Annotated in this window: 14 protein-coding genes; 6 read left to right on the top strand and 8 right to left on the bottom strand. The window is 41.9% G+C overall.

Annotation, left to right across the window (positions count from 1 at the left end; genetic code table 11):
* Window positions 1–15: 15 nt before the first annotated feature.
* The 5 genes from OCK74_RS17335 to OCK74_RS17315 form a co-directional block, all read right to left on the bottom strand.
* On the bottom strand, window positions 16–336 hold the full coding sequence (locus OCK74_RS17335; protein ID WP_279298329.1) for a hypothetical protein: 321 nt from the start codon (window positions 334–336) through the stop codon (window positions 16–18).
* The gene (locus tag OCK74_RS17330; protein WP_279298328.1) at window positions 282–833 is read right to left on the bottom strand and encodes a hypothetical protein; all 552 of its coding nucleotides are present in this window, start codon (window positions 831–833) and stop codon (window positions 282–284) included. The genes OCK74_RS17335 and OCK74_RS17330 overlap by 55 nt, the downstream gene beginning before the upstream one ends.
* 187 nt (window positions 834–1,020) lie before the next feature.
* The gene (locus OCK74_RS17325) at window positions 1,021–2,157 is read right to left on the bottom strand and encodes a hypothetical protein (protein WP_279298327.1); all 1,137 of its coding nucleotides are present in this window, start codon (window positions 2,155–2,157) and stop codon (window positions 1,021–1,023) included.
* A 211-nt stretch (window positions 2,158–2,368) separates the two neighbouring features.
* Window positions 2,369–3,811: a hypothetical protein gene (locus tag OCK74_RS17320; RefSeq protein WP_279298326.1), complete on the bottom strand. Its 1,443-nt coding sequence runs from the start codon at window positions 3,809–3,811 to the stop codon at window positions 2,369–2,371.
* A 62-nt stretch (window positions 3,812–3,873) separates the two neighbouring features.
* On the bottom strand, window positions 3,874–4,776 hold the full coding sequence (locus OCK74_RS17315) for a hypothetical protein (protein ID WP_279298325.1): 903 nt from the start codon (window positions 4,774–4,776) through the stop codon (window positions 3,874–3,876).
* A 228-nt stretch (window positions 4,777–5,004) separates the two neighbouring features.
* Here OCK74_RS17315 and OCK74_RS17310 point away from each other — a divergent pair, with 228 nt between their 5' ends.
* The 6 genes from OCK74_RS17310 to OCK74_RS17285 all read left to right on the top strand — a co-directional run bounded on the left by OCK74_RS17310 (window position 5,005) and on the right by OCK74_RS17285 (window position 12,578).
* Entirely contained in the window at window positions 5,005–7,788 is a 2,784-nt protein-coding gene (locus tag OCK74_RS17310; protein ID WP_279298324.1) for a PAS domain S-box protein, read from the top strand.
* Window positions 7,789–7,833: 45 nt separating this feature from the next.
* Window positions 7,834–8,409 (top strand): outer membrane beta-barrel protein, encoded by a 576-nt coding sequence (locus tag OCK74_RS17305; protein ID WP_279298323.1) that lies wholly within the window; start codon window positions 7,834–7,836, stop codon window positions 8,407–8,409.
* 245 nt (window positions 8,410–8,654) lie between these two features.
* Window positions 8,655–9,104, top strand: a complete 450-nt coding sequence (locus OCK74_RS17300) for a helix-turn-helix domain-containing protein (RefSeq protein ID WP_279298322.1) — start codon at window positions 8,655–8,657, stop codon at window positions 9,102–9,104.
* 57 nt (window positions 9,105–9,161) lie between these two features.
* A complete protein-coding gene (locus OCK74_RS17295; protein ID WP_279298321.1) occupies window positions 9,162–9,572 on the top strand; it encodes a VOC family protein in 411 nt (136 codons plus the stop codon).
* Window positions 9,573–9,798: 226 nt separating this feature from the next.
* Entirely contained in the window at window positions 9,799–11,130 is a 1,332-nt protein-coding gene (locus OCK74_RS17290) for an APC family permease (protein ID WP_279298320.1), read from the top strand.
* 239 nt (window positions 11,131–11,369) lie between these two features.
* Window positions 11,370–12,578, top strand: a complete 1,209-nt coding sequence (locus OCK74_RS17285; RefSeq protein WP_279298319.1) for a glycoside hydrolase family 27 protein — start codon at window positions 11,370–11,372, stop codon at window positions 12,576–12,578.
* 195 nt (window positions 12,579–12,773) lie between these two features.
* On the opposite strand, the gene OCK74_RS17280 is transcribed toward OCK74_RS17285, so the two are convergent.
* From OCK74_RS17280 to OCK74_RS17270, 3 genes are all read right to left on the bottom strand, one after another.
* A complete protein-coding gene (locus OCK74_RS17280) occupies window positions 12,774–13,598 on the bottom strand; it encodes a nickel-binding protein (protein WP_279298318.1) in 825 nt (274 codons plus the stop codon).
* A 296-nt stretch (window positions 13,599–13,894) separates the two neighbouring features.
* Complete coding sequence (locus OCK74_RS17275) at window positions 13,895–14,347, bottom strand: GNAT family N-acetyltransferase (protein WP_279298317.1); 453 nt, start codon at window positions 14,345–14,347, stop codon at window positions 13,895–13,897.
* 18 nt (window positions 14,348–14,365) lie between these two features.
* Entirely contained in the window at window positions 14,366–15,046 is a 681-nt protein-coding gene (locus OCK74_RS17270) for a hypothetical protein (protein WP_279298316.1), read from the bottom strand.
* Window positions 15,047–15,064: the final 18 nt, after the last annotated feature.

Below are 15,064 nucleotides of genomic sequence, written 5' to 3'. Positions count from 1 at the left end.
ATTATTAGTTTGACTTTAGTCATTATTCCACCGGGCAACGTAACAACTGCCTCCGGCATCGGTAAAAATACCGGCTGCATAAACCTCCGTTTCGTTTTTCACCACCACAGTTTTGATTGTGTTGTTTGCATGCAAAGCCCCGGCACCAGTGCCGGTTTCCGTCCAACTGCTCCCGTTCCATTTGGCAAGGTAGCATTCACCACTGTCATTTCTGAACGAACCACCGGCGTACACCTTCCCACTGGCATCGGTTGCCAGGCAACCGATATAGTCGTTTGCATTCAATGCATTGGTGCCAGTTCCCAGCTCGCTCCACGACGTGCCGTTCCGTCCCACTTGGCAACATAATACTTACCTGTAGTATCAGTAAAACTACCAGCAGCATAGACATTGCCGGACCGATCAACAGCAAGGGAATAAATAAAACCATTTGCTCGCAGGGAGGAATTGCGATCCAGCTCACTCCAGGCACTTCCGTTCCACTTGGCTACATAATACTGTGACGATCGATTGGTAAAAGCGCCCGCAGCGTAAACTGTGTCACCATAACTGGCAAGCGTAAGGATACTGCTATTGGCGTTCAATCCCGTTGCACCAGCGCCAGGTTCAGTCCAGTCTGTCCCGTTCCATACAGCAACGAAATTCTTATAACTGCCATTTTTAAAACCACCACCAGCATAAATGTGCCCCGACACATCGACAGTAGTAGCGAAAATAGTCCCATTAAATAAATTGAGCGGCGGGTTTACTGCTTCCCACGTTTGAGCCCGGCTGAAGGTAGTCAATGTGTGCAGTAGCACGCTTAGAACTATGCGTAGTACAAGCTGTCTCATTGTGTTAGTTTTGATTTGTCCCAAAAGCATAGAGTCCGAGATGTAGCATACAACCTTAAAGCATTGCTGTCAGGTGTGGAATTGACAGCATTGCAGTTCAGTAAAGATAACCAGATGCTGTGTTATAAGTCAAGCTGAAAAGAATTAGATCTGCCACACTTGCAGCAATGCACTATTGTACACTGTATTACTCAAAGCTTAATATACCTCGCTTTACGGCAGGTTCGACAAAGTCCTTTTTAATGTTAGCAGGAACATTCTCCAATGGTAATAACTTAGCTTTCAAATCAGCTAATACTTCGTCTTTTACGGCTTCGGAGAAAGAGTTTAAAATTTGTTCTAGAACATCAAATTCATAATTTACGCCTGCACCACCGAAATGCGGAATAGCAAAACCACAAACAGACTTCAAATAATCTTTTCCTTTCTCCGTCTTTGTGTACTTCCCGATAGTTGAATATGTTTTTTCAACAGCTAAATCAGAACTATTTTCGGAAATGTCACTGTATAACGATAGCATATAAATGGATACCATCTCTTGCTCTTGTTCAGGCAAAAGATGTAAATCTTCATGGAAAAGATTATACAAGGCCAATGCTTGTAAACTATGTCCACTTGTAACTGCATGCACAAGCTCTTTTAGGTAAGAAAGAATTGTTTCTTGTTTAAGAATAGGCTTTAGTTCAGTAACAAGAGACTTGACTTCCTCAATATTTTCATATGTGTTCTCATAGTTGAATTCACCTTCAAACTTTACAAACTTTGACTTCAGTTTATTCTCTTGGCTCACCAATTCATCTATTAACTTATTCTTTTCAGCGATGCTTAAACGAGTTATAACGGAGCTGTATATCGAATGGTAGTTCCAGTCTTCATTTAAACTCGCCATTATATCGTCTGCGGTGTATCCAAATTTCTCTCTGTATTTCCTTTCAATTTTTCTGATTAACAGATTTAATATTTTAAAGGACAATTCAGCTGTTTCGAAATCAAACTGCTCGTTCTTTCGAACCTCTCTGCCGGGATGGATTAAGTTTCGGTAATCTTTAATAACAGTGGCTAAGTTCTTGTCACTGCGACTGATTAACCCTTCATTTTCAGCTAAATCTAAAAGGTTGGATAAGGCAAGGTTTAATATTGTTGCTTGGGTATGTCCAGCTGGTAAGTTTTCAATAAAGTAGTCAGACAGAAGTGCTTCTACAATGCTACCCGCAAGAATAAGAACTGATTTTGCAGCTTTACTACCTAAACAACGTTGTAATTCATCATAGTCACGTTCTAAAATTGTTTGAAAAGTTTCGTCACTTACAAACTCAAATTGCATGGGTGGGTATTTATATAGCGTTCAATTCAAAAATATGCGAAAGTTTTAATCCCCACTAATCTCAAAACAATTTTCAACCCCCATTCATTCTAAAACACCTAACCCCAAAAACGAAACTTCCCTCCCCTAAAAAACCTTCGCCAATACAACCTGCCCTACTCTAATATCAACTTGTCAAGAAAACCCACCACCAGCAACATATCAAGCTCCCTCACCACCCATACTTCACCCCAACGCTGAAATTTAAAAACCTGCCCATCCCAAAAAGGTTCCCCTGCTCAACAGGACCATTGTCAATTTTGTATTGAATATCCAGAGCATTGACAGTCCATAGCCATTGATAATAGTAATTGCAATTAAAAGTAAATTTCAAATTGGAGAACAAAAGCGGTGTATGCTCCAGTCCTAAACCTCCCTGCACAAGTGCATAAAAATCCCTTTTCAATGGTCTCGTTGTAAAATGCCACTCCACTTCAGCCACTGAATTCTTTTCATAAAAAGAACCGGCGGCTTCTTCCTTGCCCGGGAGCTTTAATGTTGGAGATATACCGATCAGGGGTACTAAAGAAACCCGGTCTGAAATATTGAGGTGATAACCCACCCGTGCAGGAATGAGTAAGGCTACAAATGCATCATTCCCAACATTGCTAACCTGCTGTTGCAACGCAAAACCTGTTGTATACTGTTTGACAAGAAAAGCCAATTCATAAAAGAGATGATGATCAATTTGCTCTCTGAAATTGATACCCGCCACAAAGCTGATACATGGAATATTAATCAGATTTCCATTCCGGTCACTAACCTTGTACTTGTCATCCGAAAAGCCAGTCTCCACGCCAATCGCATATCTGTTTTGGCTAAACGAAACAACGCTGGTCAAAAGTGACAGTATGATCAGCACCATCCCAACAACAACTCTCAACCATTTTGTCGTCCAAACCTTGTCCATTTTCATCAATCGGTCTTTACGCAGGTTCTCTTTCATGATCCAATGTATATCTTTATCAACATGGGTGAGCCAGTGCTCCATCATATGTTTTCCCTTTTCTGGATAAGCCACAACAGCCACACTCCATCCATATCCCAATGCCTTTCTAAGGGTCTTAAAATCTTCATCCTTCCTGTTTCTTTCTTTCAAAGAATCCGATGTTAAGTGGTCAAGTATTTCCAGTACTTTTTGTGCTGCTTCCTTTGGCTTTAGTAATTTAGGTTCACACAATGCCGCAACAACTGCACGTTGCTCCAAACGATTGCCTTTGCTCCATTGCTCCATTGCTGCAAGCAGCATATTCATATCCTGCTCACCAACAGTCTGCAGTGCAATGGCAACTGCTTCCCGTACCCGCCATCTTGGATCATTGGCAAAATCACGCAGGTTTCTGAAATAGTGGGTTTTGCCAGAGGTAATCAGCTTTCCCATACCTGCAACGCCACATAATACTAAAAATACTTCCGGTGAGTTGGTGGATGCCTGTTCGGGAGTAAATTCATAGGCATACCTGTTAAAAGTATCCTCATCCCCTGCATCAGCAACAGCAGCTAACAATTCAAGATTTGCTCTTGGTCCCGGGAGACCAGATTCCTTCATTAAAAATAGATCCCATTCATTCAGGTCTCTGAGGATTTCTTTGTATCTGTTAACCTTGTTAGCCATGGTGCCTGCTGGTAATTATGAGCATGTTTGTTCATGCAAACATAGGCCATCTGGCTTTCTCCCTAGAGCGCTTCTTCTTCAATTTCAAGATGATAAAAAACATCTGTTGAGGAGTCAGGAATAGATAGCTTACAGACGCCAAGCGCAACCGCAGCAACAGCTCCCGTAAGAAAGTTTTGAAAGAAGATTTCTATCCCGCTGGCAATAAGCAACTTTGTTGGCAACATACCTGCTTGCATGCATAAAGGTATAATGCCGCCGATCACAAACAGGATCATCCCACAGGTAAATGCCATCTTTCTCCGCGGTAGATGCAGCAACGTGATCAGGGGTAAAATAGAAGCGATGAGCAACAACGAACGGAACGATGCAACCTGGATAACAGTACTCAATTCAGGCACAGCTAAACTGCTATGGGTTTCATAATAAGGCCTGGTAACTAATTCATAGTTTACAAAACCAAACGCAAAATAAAATAACAGGTAGCTGGCGGCACTAATTATAAACCGCCAGGTCCATGAATACCATGACCTGTGATCAATTGTTATGATAGGGTCCATTTTGTTCTGGTTGCTAAAAAGAAAGGTGATGGCAAAGCTGCTGGCAATGGAAGAAAGAAACTGTAGCAATAATAAGCTTGGGATAAAAGCCTGTTGCAGCAATCCTGGAACAAACAGATAGCCTTCAATAAGAACAGATACAAGATTCAGAAAAATAACACTACTGAAAATTAAAGTAGAGCGTACTCGGGTTGCTCTGAAAAGAGTAGTTACTGGTCCAAGTGTAACCCCCATTAGAAATCCGGATATAAAGGTGGTAAAGAGTAAACGGGAAAGGTCTTGTGGAGTAGTTTTTGAAAATTCAAATCCTGGTTGTGCTAGGATACTTCCAATAACCATATTGGCAATCAAATAGGCTAGGCCAACAAGAATGCTCCGCCATAAAATGCTAAAGATTTTTCTCATGGCAATATTTCTGGTTTATAAAGTTTCGTATTCGAGTCTTTAAAGTTATAACGTTGGGTACAGCAATTATGATGATTTAAATCATGCTCAAAAGCCAACAATTCTTTACAGTCAGGTCCTATTTCTTTTGTTTTTCTGGGCATTAATTCTCTGCTGATATTCTTTTTATTTTTAATAATGTCTTAATTTGGTATTCTTCTGGTGGATTATACAACGGGGACCTTGAATATGCAAGCAAATGAAAGAGTTGGGCAGGCAGCATTTGGATTTCTTTCGGGTGGAGGAGAGATGGGTAATCTCATCCGTTCTATTGACTGGTCCCAAACCACTCTTGGTCCAATAGAAACCTGGCCGCAGAGTTTTCGTACTACATTAAGCATTATTATCAACTCCAAATTCCCCACGTTCCTCTTTTGGGGCGAAGACCACATTTGCTTTTATAATGATGCTTTTCGCCCAAGCCTGGGTGAAAACGGAAAGCACCCTCATGCCTTGGGAAAAAAGGGAGCTGAAGTATGGTCGGAAATCTGGGATTATATTAAACCCATGATAGACCAGGTCCTTTCTGGTGGGGAATCAATCCTGAGCGAAAACCAATATTTTTCCATTTATCGCAATGGAAAATTGGAAAACTCATACTGGACGTATTGTTATAGTCCTGTAATAGACGAGTCAGGAAAACCTGGTGGCGTATTTGTTTCCTGCACAGAAACAACCGAAAGGATATTGAAAGAGGCCGAACAAAAGAAGGAAGAAGAAATTCTGAAAGAAAGCCAGGAACGCTTTCGCAATATGGCCGATAATGTGCCTGTCATGATTTGGGTTACAAATACGAAAGGCTATTGCACATATTTGAACAAGCAGTGGCTCGAGTTTACAGGCCAGACTTTAGAGGAAGCTGAAGGCTACGGTTGGGCCAACGCATTACATCCTGATGATAGGGAAGAGACTATGCAGGGATTTCTTGAAGCCAGCCACTATCGACAACCTTATGAAAATGTTTACAGGCTTCACAAATGGGACGGCTCTTACGAATGGGTATTAGACACTGCCATACCTCGATTTGATGAACAAGGAATTTTTTTGGGATATATTGGTTCAGTAACAAACATACACCAGCGTAGAGTAGCCGAAAAGGCACTGGAGGAAACAAGCAGGCACTTAGACATTGCAACAACTGCGGCCCACGTAGGTGTCTGGTCTTTAGATGTAAATGCCAACATACTCGAATGGACGCCACTTCATAAACGGATGTGGGGTTATGATGAACATCGATCCGATCTTACTTACGAGGATTGGCATGAGGTAATACTGCCTGCTGACAAAGAAAAAACGCTTGAAAAAGTAGAGAGCGCACGCCTGCAAAAAACGCAGTATGATGCTTATTACCGCATAAAAAGAGCTGATGACGGCGCCATACGCTGGATCCGGTCTTTTGGCCAGTTTTTTTATAATGCCAGGGGAGAACCTGTTACATTCACCGGTGTCAGTATAGATATCACCGAACAAAAATTGATAGAAGAACGGATCAGTGAAAGCGAGGAGCGCTTTCGCACTTTGGCCGATCAGGCACCAATGTGGGTTTGGATGGCAGATGAAAATATGTATGTTACTTACACAAATAAAGAACTCCTGAGCTTTCTTGGTCTCTCTCATTACACAGAATTAACCGACTTGGCTTGGGAAAAATTTGTGCATCCCGATGATATTCAAAAGTTGTATAAGGTCTTTAATAATGCCGTTAAAAAACAAAAACCTTTTGCAATAGAATGTCGTATAAAAAATGCGGCAACAGGAAAATACGAATGGTACTTCGCCAAAGGGGTGCCGCGTTTTGAACACAATAAATTTGCTGGCTTTATTGGCACAGCCTTGAATATTCACCAGCAAAGAAAGCAATTGGCTGCTTTAATGGAAAGCGAAAGCCGCTTTCGTGTACTTGCAGAAGCTCTGCCGCAATTGGTATGGATGACCGATGAAAAAGGAAAGCAGTTGTATGCTTCCTCTCGCTGGAAAGAATACGCCGGCTTCAGGCCAATGGGTCATGAATCATGGGTGCAGTTGGTACACCCGGAAGATCTTGATCGCATAGTTCAAGTATGGGAGCAAAGTTTGAAAACAGGAGATGTCTATAAGGCGGAACTAAGACTGAGGGATAGCTTTGGCGAGTACCGCTGGCATAGTGTCCAGGGTGGACCAGTGCGAAATGAGAAAGGTGAAATTACCCGGTGGATCGGTTCCTTAACAGACATACACGATCAGAAAACTCTTTCCCAAAAGCTTGAAGAGCAAGTCAGGAAAAGGACAAAAGAATTGCAGCGCTCTAATGAAGACCTCCAGCAATTTGCGCATGTAGCCTCGCACGACCTGAAAGAACCTGTCCGGAAAATAAAAACTTTTGTTGGCCGTTTGAAAGACGAATTAGGAGAAAATTTTGATGAAAAAGCACAACTGTATATCAATAGGGTACTAAATGCTGCCAACAGGATGATCGTCATGATCGATGGCGTGCTTACCTATTCTACCGTCACTGCTTTGGAAGAAATGTTCGAACCCGTAGACCTGAACGAAATAATGAAAAGTGTTGAAGTGGACCTGGAGTTGGTCATACAACATAAAGGAGCTTCAATTTACTATTACAACTTACCCACCATCGAAGGCGCTCCCATTTTACTGCACCAGCTTTTTTACAACCTGGTAAATAATGCACTTAAATTTACCAGGCCTGACGTTCCTCCGTCCATCACCATTACCGCCAAAGTCGAAAACAATAAAGGTCAGGAGTTGGTCCACATTTATCTTCACGACAATGGAATAGGCTTTGAACAGGAATTTGCCGAACAGATCTTTGGCACCTTCACCCGCCTTCATTCCAAAGATAAATACGAAGGCAGCGGCCTTGGCCTCGCCCTATGCAAAAACATAGTAGAACGCCACGGCGGCACCATTCAGGCCAAAGGCAGGCCCAACGAAGGCGCCACCTTCGAAATAACCCTACCTGTCAAAAGATGAAGGCTGTAACTCCATATTTAACCTGTAAAAAATTAATGTTGTCACATGAAATTGAAATATACACTCCTTCTGGCAATGATCTTATGGACATGCGAAATGCAGGCACAATGGTCAGTACAACCCGGCATTGGAATGTCAATTCCGATCACTGGATATAATACAATTTCGAATAGTGGTATACTTTACCAGCTGAATGTATCGAAGCGGTTAAAGAATGATCGTTGGGGCGTAGGTCTTATGTTAGGTTGGGGACGCATGCACAATGATGATAATCCCTCTGATGTTTTTGAAAATGCCAGGCTTGATCAAGTACCTATTTTAGTAACTGCAGATTATGAGCTGACCGATAAAAAGTGGATCCCTTATCTTGGTTTCGGCATGGGCGTTAGCCTCTATAATCTTAGTTATGATCTATCGCCCACATCAGGTGAAACAGAATTTAATGCCAGCTTTAGCATAATGCCGGCTTTAGGATTAAGAATGAAAGTCAATGATAAGGTATTTCCATTCATAGAAGCAAACTACCCCATGGTTATGGATGGTCCGCCACCCGGTACCGGCAAAGCCGATAAAGCCACCGGCTATATCGGCATAGCTCTGGGCGCAGCCTATCGCTTTTGATCTTCCTGCCATTTTTTTAGCTATCAACCTCATCACCTCGTATTCATCCTGTTCAAGGTTTTATTTTTGGGAACGTTTTTTGCTTTAGGGACGGCAATTGCTACACGTTTTAAAGACAGGCGTTTCTGATAATGTTAATGATTTTGCCCATAACACACACTAACCATAAAGGCTTTCCTTAGGTGCTGTTTGCTGTACTCTGGATCACCCCTCATTAAAAATCATCAACCCTTCAAAACCTCTGCATGCGCATACCAATGAAAAGCGATTTCCCTAAAATATATATCTACAAGCGAATTGTTCAAGCCAAACTCTTTATTGATACGCATTTTGATGACTGCATAGATCTCAACAATATCGCTGATGAAGCCTACTTTTCCAAGTTTCATTTCATCCGGCTGTTCAAAACGATCTATGGTAAAACACCGCATCAATACTTGACAAAAGTGCGAATTGAAAATGCCATACGACTTTTACAAAAAGGAATGTCTGTAACAGATGTTTCCTTCTTTGTAGGTTTTACCAGTGTGAGTTCATTTACCGACTTATTTAAACGGTATACTAAGATGTCCCCTTCTGCTTATCAGCGACAGTTTATGGAAAAACAAGAGCAAATCAAAACAGACCCTTTACAATTTATTCCCGCATGTTTCGCTGAACAAAAAGGATGGACGCAAAAAAGCAATTTTCAATAAGTGGATTGAAAAATCAATGTTGACTTTTGCTTACATAAGCAATACAAAAAGTGAACTATGATTACCCAATTAAGCCATGTAAGCATCTTTGTTCTTAATCAGGACAGTGCTTATGATTTTTATGTGAACAAACTCGGCTTCAAAGTGCACACAGATGCACCAATGGGACCAGGGATGCGTTGGTTGACTGTTTGCACACCAGAGCAACCGGAATTGGAAATTACTTTAATGCCTATTGAAGACGGTATGATGTTCAAAGACGGTGCAGCCGAACAAATGAGAGAACTTGTAAAGAAAGGGACATTTGGTTTTGGTGTATTTGAATGCAATGACCTGAATGCAACATACGAAGAAATGAAAGCCAAAGGAATCGTTTTCAAAAAACCCCCAACAAAAGAGTTTTACGGCTACGAAGCTTTGTTTGTTGACGATTCTGGAAACTGGTTTTCACTGGGACAGAAAAAGTAACAACCGCTGTTGACCAAATTTTATCGGCGTTGCAGCAAATAAGGAAAGGCAATCATCAATATATTACGGCCTGCCTTACATTCCGATTGCACATGATCAATTGAACTATAGAATAACAGGTGAATTGTTTATCTTTATTGAGCATTGGTTTCAAACCAACGAATGAAAAAAGTCTGCCGCAACGCCAATGCTTCTCCGTTAGCTGAAATAATACTTATAAGCGCCAGTGAAAAAGCATATTAACAAGCTAAGAAGAGTATTAGGAGTTGCCTTTGGGATTGCCGTAGTAGTTGGAGGTACAATTGGAGTTGGTATCTTAAGAGCTCCCTCAACCATTGCTGCTGTTTTGCCAAGTGCTCCCATGATCTTACTATGTTGGATACTCGTTGGCATATACATTCTTCTGTCAGCTTCCTCTTATGCCGAACTGACTACAATGCTCCCCAAAGCTGGAGGGGCTTACAATTACATCAAAAGAGCTTTCGGCGGTTATGCGGGCTTTTTAAATGGCTGGTTTGATTTCATCTGTAACGCAATAGCGCCTGCTTACTTCTGCATTGTGTTAAGTGAATATACCACCTTGATCTTCCCGGGTATAAAACCCTATACAACATTGGTAGCGATTTTGTTTCTAAGCTTCTTTACGCTTTTCAACTTGCCGGGAGTGAAAAGTGGCAGCAGCATCCAGCAAGTAACCAGTGCTGCTAAAGTGTTGCTCTTTTTAGTATTGATAGGAGGTTGTTTTTTCAGCGAACATACCACCACTATTCAAAGTATCAATACTCCTTTACTAAGCGGGGGAATGTTCATCGCTGTCTTTAAATCATTACAACTTATTATGGGCTCATACGATGGATGGATGTCCGTTTCTTTCTTTGCTGAAGAAGACCAGGATCCCGGTCACAACATTCCTAAGTCTTACATGATCGGCGCTTTAACTGTAATGCTGCTTTACGTCCTGGTCAATGCAGCTATCTTGTATGTGCTCCCGGTTAGTGCAATTGCCAATTCAACACTGGCCGCATCAGATGCAGCTTCAGTAGCTTTTGGGAGGTGGAGTAAAAATTTAATTATTATGATAGCGTTGTTTTCTCTTTTCAGTATTCTCAACGCTTATATGATGATCCCTTCACGCATCTTATTTGGGCTGAGCAGAGATGGCTATTTTATAAAACAGGGAACGATCCTGAACAAAGGCGGAACACCTTACATATCACTTCTGTTTTGCTATACCATTGCCACAACCATGATCCTCCTGAGTTCCTTTGAACAGCTCTTCGCTTTAGGAGCCTTCATGATGACGATGGTCACAGGCTTTGCCTTTCTCTCATTGATATATTTACGAAAAAAGGAGCCCACATTGCATCGTCCTTATAAAGCCTGGGGCTATCCCTTCTCCACTTATTTCGCTTTCATTGTCACAATCGCCCTATTCATTGGCTTTGCCATCAGCGATCAATTCAGCTTCCTGGTCATCCTGTCCCTCATCATTTTTTCCTATCCCTTCTACAACCTGTTCATTCGCAAGAGAAACAAACTCGCTACTCAGTTGCAGTAACACAACTTTGAACAAACGAATAAGGCTACTAGCCATGCTGCCGATTTTAAAACAATCTTCAGCAGTTATAGCAGATCACTGAATTGTATTAAAAATTGGGCAAACGGTTGCATGGTTTGCACTAGTTTTCAAATAGTATTTTTAAAGTTCAACATTTGCATCATATTATGCTAGCATCTGTCTCTACCCTTCAATTTATTAAGAGAACAAGGTTCTTTTTGCTTATTATTATTTTTTGCATGAAAGGCTTTTCTCTCTACGCACAAACAAATTCCAGGAAGGAAAATATCCTGGCACCTGTTCCTCCAATGGGCTGGATGACCTGGAACTATTTTGGTGTAGATATTAATGAACAAACCATTCGTGAAATGGCTGATGCAATGGTAGCCAGTGGCATGGTTAAAGCAGGATTTAATTATATTTTCATAGACGATGGTTGGCAGGGTGGCAGGGATAATAAAAACAATTTGATTCCTGATCCTAAAAAGTTTCCTTCAGGCATTCAGGCATTAGCAGACTATATGCATGCAAAAGGAATCAAATTGGGAATATATTCCGATGCAGCTCAATTGACCTGTGCCGGTTATACAGCAAGTCTGGGCTTTGAAGAACAGGATGCCAAAACCTTCGCTTCATGGGAGATTGACTACCTCAAATACGATTATTGTGGTGCACCGCAGGATTCTGCAACTGCCATAACACGCTATACCCGGATGGGAAAGGCGCTTCACAAAAGCGGAAGAGAAATTATGTTCGGGATCTGCGAATGGGGAGATAGAAAACCCTGGTATTGGGCAAAGAACTCAGGCGGGCAATTGTGGCGCACAACTGCTGACATACGTGACAAGTGGAGAAGTCTTGAATCGCCTAAATCAGTTACCGACCTGCACCGGGTAGGTGCTGGAATTCTGGATATTGTTGATATAAATGCCGATCTGCATTCATTTGCTGGCTCTGGCGGGTGGAACGATCCCGACATGCTTATGGTAGGACTGTATGGAAAAAAGGGGCCTTCCGGCTACCTTGGCGGCACTGGGTGCAATGATATTGAATACCAAAGTCAAATGAGCTTGTGGAGCATAATGAACGCTCCCCTCATAGCCGCCAATGACCTGCGTAACATGAATGAACCAACCAGGCGCATTTTGCTGAACGAGGAAGTGATCGCACTAAACCAGGATCCATTAGGTCAACAGGCAGAACGGAAAGTAAAAGGAGATATATGGAATGTGTTTGTAAAACCACTATCAAATGGCGATTATACTGTCGCAGTTTTAAACCGTAGTAATGTGCCGCAAACATCAGGCATCGACTTCAATGAATTGGGTTTGGATGGAACATATGAAATAAGAGACCTCTGGCAACATAAAAACATTGGCAAAGGAAAAAGGTGGAAAGGCATTGTACAAAGCCACGAGACAAAGTTATTCCGGTTAAGAAAACTCTAATAGCATTCGCATTCCAGTTCGACACCTGCCAGCGAACTTTCATGCATCATTTCAACTTTGCAAAGCCAATAACAGCTTCTAAAAGCTGCTTACCAATACCTTATGGTATCAAACCCACCTTTGATATACCATTTATTACCTTCAATCTTGTAGGTGAATATAGGCGTTTTGGATATGGCTTCCTTTTCCCTATACCTAATATCCCGTTACAACATACGTTTTGATTAGCTCGTGAAAACCCTTTAGATGTTGGGCCTCCAACTCCTGGAATTGAAAATTCCTACCCATACACAAACTCTTAATCACATCTGATATAAGAACCTGGTCTGGGTTTGCTATGTCGCAGATCCGTTTGGTCAACTGCACTGCAGCTCCAAAGAAATCATTGCCTTCCGTCACGGGTTCACCGGCATTGATGCCGATTCGAATATGTAAAGGAACATCCGGATGTTCCTCCCTGTATTCTTTTAAACTATTTTGAATTTCTAATGCACTGCGTACTGCCTTCGCACTGGACATAAAAGTCGCCATGATGCCATCACCTGTATGTTTTACTTCCGTGCCTGTATTTTTCTGTAAAACGTTTCGAACAATCTCATTGTGCTTTCGTAAAATAGTCATAGCCATAATATCCCCATAGCTTTCTGTGAGGCTGGTAGAGTCTACAATATCTGTAAAGAGAAAGGTCCGGGTTGCAGAATCCAACTTCCCATCCGGATGCACTACAATACCGGTTGGTGTTGAATGAGCCGGTTCCATAATGGCTGCATAGTCGGTAGGGTGTACCTCAATGATCTCACAGGCTTGTTGACCATGAGATGCGAAATGGACAGCGGCGCAAGCTTCTTTACTGGGGGCTTCAATAAGGCAAAATATAGTCCCCGCTTCCTCATTGACCCAAAACTTTTGATACTTCACACCATATTTATCTTGAATTTCTACATCCTGTCGATGCGCATTTTCTAATTCTTCACGGGAAAGTCCCTTCATACCCTTATGCATGTCCATATAGAGTGGCATAACCAGAAGACTTTAGATGATGAAAAAATATTCACATAAGGAAGGATTTACTTTATAATAGTAGGTGAAAGTAAATAGAGGCAACAATGAATCCTTTCAAACAATAAGAAATATAGCAGAGATCAAGACCATTGGTAAGTTAACCAAACTTGCAAAAAGTACCAAACATATCTCCTCTTCCCTAAGATATGCCGTTCACAGGTCTTTGTCAAAGTTGTAAATCTATTTCTACCCATCCATTGTCCTCATCATCTCTTCTAATTTCCCACTGACCTGTACAGATGTCCTCTAACCAATTATACCCTTACTTCTTTCTCAAAACATACACTATTCTCCACCCCCACATATTGCCCATAGTTCGGAATGATCTGATAACCGTTCTTTGTATAAAGAGCAATCGCTTCTTGTTGCCTCTTTCCCGTCTCCAATACACACTTCTGATAACCTAACTCTGTTGCCCATTTTTCCAATTCACCCAGCACATTAGCCGCAATTCCCTTTCCCCTGTATTCCGGTAATGTATACATACGCTTCACCTCCATAATACCATGAGCAAATTCTTTGATAGCCCCACAACCTACAGCCTTATCATCCTCATAAGCTACTATCGCATATTTGATCCTGTCAATCGTATTGAACTGGGCATAAAATGAATGATCACTTCCATCCCTCTGGGCCAACTCCGCATCCAAAGCTCTAACCAGTTCAATAAAATCTCGATTACTCGAATCAGCTCTGTGTAGCTTCATTTATTCAATTTTTATTGATTAAGTATCACAATAGAAAGGCTTGCAACACAACTCTTCAACCATTTCCTGTTGCCACACATCCATAAAATTCTTCCTTTCCCATATAACCTTCCATAATCCATGCTGCTGATAGCCTTCATTCGCCCTCCGCGCATTCACCATTGCCCATGCACTTTTCGCTTTGCTCAAATTTCCCATTGACCACACTCCACTGACTTCTCTTATATTCCCCATTGACAATTCACCCTTTACCACCCTCACATCAGCTATTTCCCTTCTGCCCGTACTCATCATCCCTCTCACTGCCAGCTGCTTCCTCAGCCACTGCTTGTCCCCCTGCATGTTCATATACAACCGAATAGCTGCCTGGTAGACATGCTTTCTCTTCTTCCTGGGTAGAGATTTACGAAACGCCTCCTTCCTTTCCGCATCCGAGAGGATCCACTGGGCATACACCACTGCCTCCTTAAACAAATCCCTCCTTACCCTCTGCTTTTCAGAGGCCACTATGCCACTCATATCTGGGTACTTGGTGATCACAATCCTTTTTTTCCACTTCTTTTTCTTGTTCCCCCTATAATGCTTCACCACAAAGCACTTCCCAATCGAGCCCCTGATCATGCCCAACAACAGTCTGGGCACCTGCTTGCCATCCTTGATCACCACCCTTTCTTTACTATTGATATAGACCTGTTTCATCTTTCTGATTCATTTACC

This window comes from Paraflavisolibacter caeni (assembly GCF_025628885.1).
Lineage (GTDB): Bacteria > Bacteroidota > Bacteroidia > Chitinophagales > Chitinophagaceae > Flavisolibacter > Flavisolibacter caeni.
The sequence above is the reverse complement of the archived record's forward strand: the minus strand, read 5'-3'. Positions and strand labels throughout refer to the sequence as shown.

Bases quoted from the DNA above. Each gene is read 5' to 3' on its own strand.
- OCK74_RS17300 (WP_279298322.1), top strand. From the start codon at position 8,655: ATGCGCATACCAATGAAAAGCGATTTCCCTAAAATATATATCTACAAG.
- OCK74_RS17330 (WP_279298328.1), bottom strand. From the start codon at position 833: ATGAGACAGCTTGTACTACGCATAGTTCTAAGCGTGCTACTGCACACA.
- OCK74_RS17320 (WP_279298326.1), bottom strand. From the start codon at position 3,811: ATGGCTAACAAGGTTAACAGATACAAAGAAATCCTCAGAGACCTGAAT.
- OCK74_RS17285 (WP_279298319.1), top strand. From the start codon at position 11,370: ATGAAAGGCTTTTCTCTCTACGCACAAACAAATTCCAGGAAGGAAAAT.
- OCK74_RS17315 (WP_279298325.1), bottom strand. From the start codon at position 4,776: ATGAGAAAAATCTTTAGCATTTTATGGCGGAGCATTCTTGTTGGCCTA.
- OCK74_RS17270 (WP_279298316.1), bottom strand. From the start codon at position 15,046: ATGAAACAGGTCTATATCAATAGTAAAGAAAGGGTGGTGATCAAGGAT.
- OCK74_RS17305 (WP_279298323.1), top strand. From the start codon at position 7,834: ATGAAATTGAAATATACACTCCTTCTGGCAATGATCTTATGGACATGC.
- OCK74_RS17310 (WP_279298324.1), top strand. From the start codon at position 5,005: ATGCAAGCAAATGAAAGAGTTGGGCAGGCAGCATTTGGATTTCTTTCG.
- OCK74_RS17280 (WP_279298318.1), bottom strand. From the start codon at position 13,598: ATGCCACTCTATATGGACATGCATAAGGGTATGAAGGGACTTTCCCGT.
- OCK74_RS17325 (WP_279298327.1), bottom strand. From the start codon at position 2,157: ATGCAATTTGAGTTTGTAAGTGACGAAACTTTTCAAACAATTTTAGAA.
- OCK74_RS17295 (WP_279298321.1), top strand. From the start codon at position 9,162: ATGATTACCCAATTAAGCCATGTAAGCATCTTTGTTCTTAATCAGGAC.
- OCK74_RS17275 (WP_279298317.1), bottom strand. From the start codon at position 14,347: ATGAAGCTACACAGAGCTGATTCGAGTAATCGAGATTTTATTGAACTG.